Raw genomic sequence first — 7,012 nt, 5'->3', positions numbered from 1 at the left:
GATCATGGAAGAAACATGGCTATCGAGGATTTCTTTCCATTCCGTTAATGGGGGAACCGAAGAGATCTCCATGAAAATCATGATGTCAAAGATCTCTTCGGCTGATTGAATAATTTTTTTAGCAAATTCCAAAATAATTTCCTTTTCAGCTTCGCCAGCTGTAATCAGGATCAGCAGGTGATTCTGGACCGATTTGCAGCTCGACCAGAGTTGGGAATCCTTCCAGTTCGAAAGGAACAGTGACATTTTTTGCATCGACAAGACAGTCGATGGAGTATTCCAGCACGGAGATGGCCAAGGGCATCGACAGTTTCACTCGGTCCCTTCCGGGTCGAGGGCTACTTTGATGTTGCTGCCAAGCTAGTTGGCTAATTTGCCGATGGCATCGCACACATCTTCGTCGATTTTCATGCCGAGAAATGCTGCGGTAATCGCTAATGCCGCTTCGTTCGATAGGTGTTACCGTAAGCAGGCCATTTATGTTGCCAGCCATGCCGATAATGCCTGAGCTGTTGTTTTTGAGCATCTATTTGTTGCGCTTGATCGGCTCTCCCGAAGTGACCTCCATCATAATCATGCTGGAGAAGATCTCCTGGGTTACCTCGATGATATTCTGTGCATGGTCCACAAAATTCTCCTTGTGTCGGTCCGATCACTTTCCCCAAGCGGGCCGGCTATCAATATCAAAGCAAAGCGCCGAGCGGTTAGTTGATCAGATCCGGCGTGAAGGGTTTTTTGATGGCCTCTTTGGCACGTAAAAATTCGCTTCTTGGATGATATCCGCTCCGGTCTCGGTTGAAATTAAACCACCGGGATTCCGGCAACCGCCGGATCTTCTGATTTCACTTTGAGGAATTCCAGCCCGTTCATGTTCGGTTTCGAAGATCTCGGAATCCCCAAGACCGATGATTTCCAGACAGCGTTTGATGAACATCCGGGCGGTTGCCGAATCGTCTGCGATGATTATCCGTTTCATGATTTACCCCCCATGTCGACCGTTCTGGGTTTGGGGGGGAGCAGAATGACGGAAACACAGGAACCTAGGGAAAAGGTTTTTACTTCATCGCCCAGCTGATTGAGGTGCCGTAGTCTCCCACTCCTAAGATGACCTGTCCCATCTATTTCTTCTCCATTAGGAGTCCTAGTAGTGAGGTGGCAATCTTGTTGAGCGGGACTAACCGCTCTGCGCCCCCTTTTTCGAAGGCAACTTTCGGCATGCCGAAAACGACTGAGCTTGCCTCGTCCTGCGCAATACAACGCGCGCCGGCGTTTTTCATCGCCAGCATCCCGTTGGCTCCGTCCCGTCCCATCCCGGTTAGCATGGCGCCGATCGCATTTTTGCCGACATGATCGGCAACAGAGTCCATCATCACATCCACAGAAGGGCAGTAACCGCTGACTTTTTCGGTGCCGGCACAACGGATCTGGTAAAAACCGCCGCTGCGAATCACTTTCATCTGAACGCCGCCCGGCGCGATCAGAATCAGCCCGGTACGGACACGGTCACCGTCTTTCGCTTCTCTGACTTCCATCTGGCAAAGTTGATTCAGGCGGTCAGAAAACATTTTGGTAAAACCGGGTGGCATATGCTGCACGATGACGACGCCGGGCGTGTTGGCGGGTAATTCTTCTACAATTCTGCGGATCGCTTCGGTGCCCCCGGTCGAAGCGCCGATTGCAATAACTTTGTCGGTCGATTTGGCTAGGCCGGTGCTGCCGGCGTGCTGTGGCGGGGAAATGACCCGCTTGCCTTTCCAGTGCGCAACATTTGCGGTCGAGGCGATTTTGACCTTTGCCCGCAGTTCCATCAGCATGTCGTTCAGACCCGTTGCGACATTGGAGGAAGGCTTGGCGACAAAATCAACGGCACCGGCGGCGAGGGCGTCAAGAGTAATCTGCTTGCCCCGTTGCGTCAACGAGCTGACCATGACGGTCGGTATCGGATACTGGGGCATCAGTTTGCGCAGGAAGGCTACGCCGTCCATGCGGGGCATTTCCACATCGAGGGTCAGAACATCGGGGTTCAGTTCGATGATCTTGTTGCGGGCGATATAGGGATCGGAAGCAGTCCCGACCACCTCGATATTCGGATCAATAGACAGCCCCTGACTGAGAATGTTTCTGACCAATGCAGAATCATCGACAACGAGAACGCGGATAAGTTTTGTCATTAGTGCTCTTCTCTTTTATAGAGGGCCGACTGTAGATATTTGTAGCGGGTCTGGCTGCGGCCAAGGGTTTCCGAGTGCCCGATAAACAGGTAGTAAGCCGGTTCGTTGAATTGGTGATGGCGGTTGACCAGAGCATCGCGTGTCGGCTGATCAAAGTAAATCATGACGTTACGGCAAAAAATTATCTGAAACGGTTTTTTGAACGAGAAGCTGGTGTTCATCAAGTTGAAACGTCTGAAGGTCGCCTCCAGCTTTACTTTTTCCGTCACCGCCATTTCTCCCGGCCCGGCAGGGGTGTAGTCCTTGCGGCTTAAATATTCCGGCAGCTGCTGGACTCGTTCACTGCCGTAGGCAGCCGAACGAGCAACGGTCAGCGCCCGGTCGGAGATGCCGGTGGCAAGAATTCCGGTGTCCCATGAGCTGTATTCAGGGCCAAAATACTCCATCATCAGAATCAGCAGGGTGTAGGGCTCCTCACCGGATGAACGGCCAGCGCACCAAACCCGCAGGTCCCTGAGGTTTTCGCGTTTCAGTTTTTCAGCAACCGTTGGCAGCGCGATGTCAATAAAGTATTCAAAGTGATCTTTTTCGCGATTGAAGTAGGTGTGGTTGGTTGAAATCAGATCGACCAGCTCACCGAGCGCGGCTTCGTTTTTTTCTTCGGTGAGATATTGGTAGTACTGCGAAAAGGTGTCCAGGCTTAGTTTACGCATCAATTTCTGGAGCCGGCCGACCAGGAAGGACCGTTTCTGCTCGGTCAATTTGATCCCGAAGCGCATATGGATCAAATTGCGCAGATCGGAAAACTCCTGATCTGATATGGTCATCATGCTGCAGATTCTCACAACCGCAGCCCGTACCCCTGCCATCGAATACCCCATTTGTAGTACAGATTTGCGTTGATCCCTTCACGACGGCACAGTTCGGTATACTGGATTCGCCACGCAATCCTTCAAGGACAATGCGAACCTTTTCTTCCGAAGAGTATTTCTTACGAGTTTTTCTGCGGATTTCACGAACGACTTATTCGGCTGAGTTCTTCTTGCTCCTGACGTACTCCTTTGGGTAATAAGTTTACCTCGGAGTGTCTCTTGTTTTTAGCTCAATTCTGTCTTCCAGCCTCCTACGGCTAACCGATTTTGGTAGTCGGTTTTCTTTTCCGCCGGCGGCGGGGACCCCTTCTGGGTGGTTGTTTTGGTGCCGGTGGGGACTGCAAGGCTCGCTGCCATTCTTTAACCTGGGGGGCAAGATCCGGTCGAACTTCGGCCCAAAGGCGGAACAGTTCCATTGCTTGCGGGGTAAATGGATGCTGCAGAAAACGCCGCTCGCCGCGCATCCCGCGACCGCGCGAGAGTCGGAAACAACCGACCAGCAGTTCGCGGGCCTGGTGGCGAATTCCTTGTGCGATGCTGAAATAGCGGCAGTGGGGGATGATGATCTCGTTCGCTTTGTGCAAGGCTTCGGTGATATGAACCTGCGGTGATGGCGGGCAACTGTCCATGAACAACCGAAGATAGAGGGCAGCAATGGCGAAGGACTCCTCGATCAGCACTCCGGAGGCGGTGCGTTGATCGATTTTACAGATCAGTTCAATGCTTTCGTCAGTGCCTGGGTAGCCCGCCAGCAGGTGCGGCAGCATGTCCAGTTCACGGCACTGCTTCAGGACCGGTCCGGCCACCTTGTGCCGGTACAGCTCCATGATCTCTTCGCGGATGCGGGCCGGAGCTGCCGTCGCAATCAGCTCTTTCTTCTTTTGGATAGCGTCAAGAATTGCTGGGTCGATACTGAAGTCAAGTCGCGCAGCAAATTCAAGGGCGCGTAGCATCCGCACCGGATCTTCTTCGAAACGAACCAGCGGATCGCCGATCATCCGAATCCGTTTGGCGTGCAGGTCTTCCAATCCGCCGACATGATCGATCACCGAAAAATCGGCGATGTTGTAAAACAGTGCGTTGATCGTGAAATCGCGGCGGTAGGCATCTTCCCGCGGGGTGCCGAAGACATTCTGGACAAAATGGAAATGCTCGTCCGGATCGTCCGGCAGTTCCTCTTCACTGGGATGGCGGCGGAAAGTCGCTACCTCGATCACCTTGTTATCTTTGAAGCGGATATGGGCCAGCCGGAAGCGCTTGCCGACCAGGAAGCAGTTACGGAACAGACGGCGCATTTGTGCGGGTGTGGCGTCTGTTCCGACATCGAAATCCTTCGGTTGGCGACCGAGCAGCAGGTCGCGAACGCTGCCGCCGACCAGATAAGCAAGCTGACCATTGCGATGCAGGCGGTAAAGAACCTTCAGGGTATCTTCATCTACCTGCTGGCGTGAGATACTGTGTTGGCCGCGGGGGAGTATGATCGGTTCCGGTTGTTTCTCGCTCATAATAATCCTGTTTGGTCGTCAGTCAGGCGGACTATAGCAAAGAAGCGGGCGGAGGCAAAACGATTTGCATAGGAAGTGGCTGCCTTTTGTTCTATCCTGTGTCAATTTGCTCGTGGAGAAACCATGTCGAAACCGATTAACCTGCTGGTCATTCTTGGCGCCACGGCTGGGGGAAAAACCGGCTTGGCGGTATGCGCCGCCAAGAGGTTCAATGCCGAGATCATTTCCGCTGATTCACGCCAGGTCTATCGTGGCATGGATTTGGGTACCGGTAAGGATCTGCAGGAATATGGCGAGGTTCCATATCATCTGATCGATATCGCTGAGCCGGGCAGCGAGTACAATGTTTTTCAGTTTCAGCGCGATTGCTTCGCCGCCATTGAGAATATCTGGCGGCGCGATAGAGTGCCGCTGCTGTGTGGCGGGACCGGCATGTACCTCGATGCGGTGCTGCGCGGCTATCGTTTGCTGGAAGTACCTGAAGATCAGAAGTTGCGTAAGCAGTTGGCGGAACAATCGGATGAGCAACTGCGCATCCTGTTGCAGCAGTTAAGGCCGGAGCAACACAATCGCACCGATCTCGATGACCGCCAACGGTTGATCAGGGCAATCGAAATCGCTCTTGGTGAGCAGAATGCGGGCGCAGCTTTGCCGCCGTTGCCGGAGCTTCGGCCATTGGTGTTCGGTCTGCGCTGGCCACGGGAGGTTTTGCGGCAACGGATTGCCAAACGGTTGCAGCAGCGGTTTGAAGAGGGAATGATTGAAGAGGTCCAGCGCCTGCATGAATCAGGAGTCCCTTGGGAGAAGTTGGAATTTTACGGCTTGGAATACCGGTTGATCGCCCAGCACCAGCAAGGCAAATTGAATCGAAACGATATGGTGCAGAAATTAAGGAGTGCCATCTGTCAGTTCGCCAAGAGGCAGGAAACCTTCTTTCGCCGGATGGAGAAGAACGGGGTGGAGATCCATTGGCTGGAAGGGCAGGGGGAGCCGTTTGCGCAGTTGTGCGAGATTATAGAGCGGTATCACATGCAGGGCTTTTAGCGCGCTTGCCAGGTTTTAAAATTGAACAAAGCGCTCAAAAAATATCTTCAAACCAGAACCGCCCAAGGCCACTGGCAGCTTAGCGGCATTGAACGTTCCGTTTTCAGGGCTGCCATCGTCATTCCCTGCCTGGCTGAAGCCGAGTCGCTACCGAAAACCTTGGCATCGCTGGCGGCCAATCCAAGCGGATATCTGCAACAGACCCTCTTGATCATCGTCGTCAATAACCGTCCAGAAGCAAGCTATACTCAAAAAAAGAACAACCGAGCAACCCTCGACTGGCTAGCGGAAGGGACTCTTCCGCAACTCAATCTGAACTGGGTCGATGCCGCATCTCCGGGGCTGGAACTTCCTGCCAAAGAAGGGGTCGGTCAAGCGCGCAAGATTGGTTTCGATCTCGCGCTGTCGCGTCTCGACTGGGAAAATGATCCGCTGCTGATCTCCCTCGATGCCGACACCTTGGTGGATGAAAATTATCTGCCGGCCATTTTTAGGCATTTCTCGCAAAACAGCCTCGCCTCAGCGACGATCCCTTTTCGCCACCAACAGGCGGATGACCCTCAGCAGGAGAGAGCGATCCGCCTGTATGAGCTCTATTTGCGCAGCTACCTGTTCGGCCTGCAACAGAGTGGTTCGCCCTACGCTTATCACACCATCGGCAGTGCCTTTGCCTGTCGTGCCAGCGCTTATCTTGCGGTTGGTGGGATGAACCGGCGACACGCGGCGGAGGATTTTTATTTTCTTCAGCAACTGGCGAAACATTCTGGGGTAGCAATGCTGACTGGCACTGTGGTGCGGCCGTCACCGCGTTTCTCCGAACGGGTGCCCTTCGGAACCGGGAAGGCAGTACAAGGGCAGGTCGAGGAGGGGCGGCAGTTGTTTCAGTTTTCCTCTGTCGAAGCTTTTACCATTTTGCGGCATTGGCTGTCTGCCGTCGAGAATTCGTTGCTGCTACCGGCCGAACGGGTTCTGCAGCAGTTAGGAAATGATGTGTTGATTGAGTTTTTGCGCAAGCTTAATTTCGCAGCGAATTGGGAGCTACTGCAACTGAATTATCCCGACTTGGAAAAAAGGCACCTCGCTTTTCACTGCTGGTTTGATGGCTTACGGACACGGCAGCTGCTTACAAGGCTCGATGCCGAGCAAGAGCGTATGGTAGATGATACGGTTAGACAATTGTTGGCATGGGGAGGCTATCCCGAAGTGTTTTCACGGGAGGCGCAACTGCAATTATTGGAAAAATTGCAGTCGGCCAATACGAATACGGGAGCTGCTAAGTGAACTACCCCGCCGCAAGCGACGGAGCTTCCTGTTTCAACGAACCATGACTCGTAGACCGGCTCTTGCGAGCCGTTCCGCCGTCAGAGGATTCTCCACGGGCGTGACTTCGGGCAGTTCCTGCCCTAGAAAGAATATTGAG

General features: G+C 53.4%; 7 protein-coding genes and 1 pseudogene. 2 read left to right on the top strand and 6 right to left on the bottom strand.

What is annotated here, in order from left to right:
• Positions 1 to 145: 145 nt before the first annotated feature.
• The 6 genes and pseudogenes from Q7J88_RS13815 to Q7J88_RS13790 all read right to left on the bottom strand — a co-directional run bounded on the left by Q7J88_RS13815 (position 146) and on the right by Q7J88_RS13790 (position 4,548).
• Complete coding sequence (locus tag Q7J88_RS13815) at positions 146 to 316, bottom strand: hypothetical protein (RefSeq protein ID WP_303722819.1); 171 nt, start codon at positions 314 to 316, stop codon at positions 146 to 148.
• A gap of 396 nt (positions 317 to 712) precedes the next feature.
• Positions 713 to 976, bottom strand: coding sequence for a hypothetical protein (locus Q7J88_RS13810; RefSeq protein ID WP_303722818.1), 264 nt, complete (start codon positions 974 to 976; stop codon positions 713 to 715).
• Between the two features lie 142 nt (positions 977 to 1,118).
• Positions 1,119 to 2,171, bottom strand: a complete 1,053-nt coding sequence (locus Q7J88_RS13805) for a chemotaxis response regulator protein-glutamate methylesterase (RefSeq protein WP_303722817.1) — start codon at positions 2,169 to 2,171, stop codon at positions 1,119 to 1,121.
• Positions 2,171 to 3,040, bottom strand: coding sequence for a protein-glutamate O-methyltransferase CheR (locus tag Q7J88_RS13800; protein ID WP_303722816.1), 870 nt, complete (start codon positions 3,038 to 3,040; stop codon positions 2,171 to 2,173). Before Q7J88_RS13800 ends, Q7J88_RS13805 begins: the two co-directional genes overlap by 1 nt.
• A 14-nt stretch (positions 3,041 to 3,054) precedes the next feature.
• A pseudogene (locus Q7J88_RS13795) lies at positions 3,055 to 3,182 on the bottom strand (transposase); the annotation flags it as partial.
• A gap of 118 nt (positions 3,183 to 3,300) precedes the next feature.
• Positions 3,301 to 4,548, bottom strand: coding sequence for a CCA tRNA nucleotidyltransferase (locus Q7J88_RS13790; RefSeq protein WP_303722815.1), 1,248 nt, complete (start codon positions 4,546 to 4,548; stop codon positions 3,301 to 3,303).
• A 123-nt stretch (positions 4,549 to 4,671) separates the two neighbouring features.
• Between Q7J88_RS13790 and miaA the strand changes: the two genes are divergently transcribed.
• Together miaA and Q7J88_RS13780 are read left to right on the top strand one after the other, a co-directional pair.
• Positions 4,672 to 5,592: a tRNA (adenosine(37)-N6)-dimethylallyltransferase MiaA gene (miaA, locus tag Q7J88_RS13785; RefSeq protein ID WP_303722814.1), complete on the top strand. Its 921-nt coding sequence runs from the start codon at positions 4,672 to 4,674 to the stop codon at positions 5,590 to 5,592.
• 21 nt (positions 5,593 to 5,613) lie between these two features.
• On the top strand, positions 5,614 to 6,873 hold the full coding sequence (locus tag Q7J88_RS13780) for a glycosyltransferase family 2 protein (protein WP_303722813.1): 1,260 nt from the start codon (positions 5,614 to 5,616) through the stop codon (positions 6,871 to 6,873).
• Positions 6,874 to 7,012 lie beyond the last annotated feature (139 nt).

The sequence above is a fragment of the Malonomonas rubra genome, assembly GCF_003247215.1.
GTDB classification, from domain to species: domain Bacteria; phylum Desulfobacterota; class Desulfuromonadia; order Desulfuromonadales; family Geopsychrobacteraceae; genus Malonomonas; species Malonomonas rubra_A.
The sequence above is the reverse complement of the archived record's forward strand: the minus strand, read 5'-3'. Positions and strand labels throughout refer to the sequence as shown.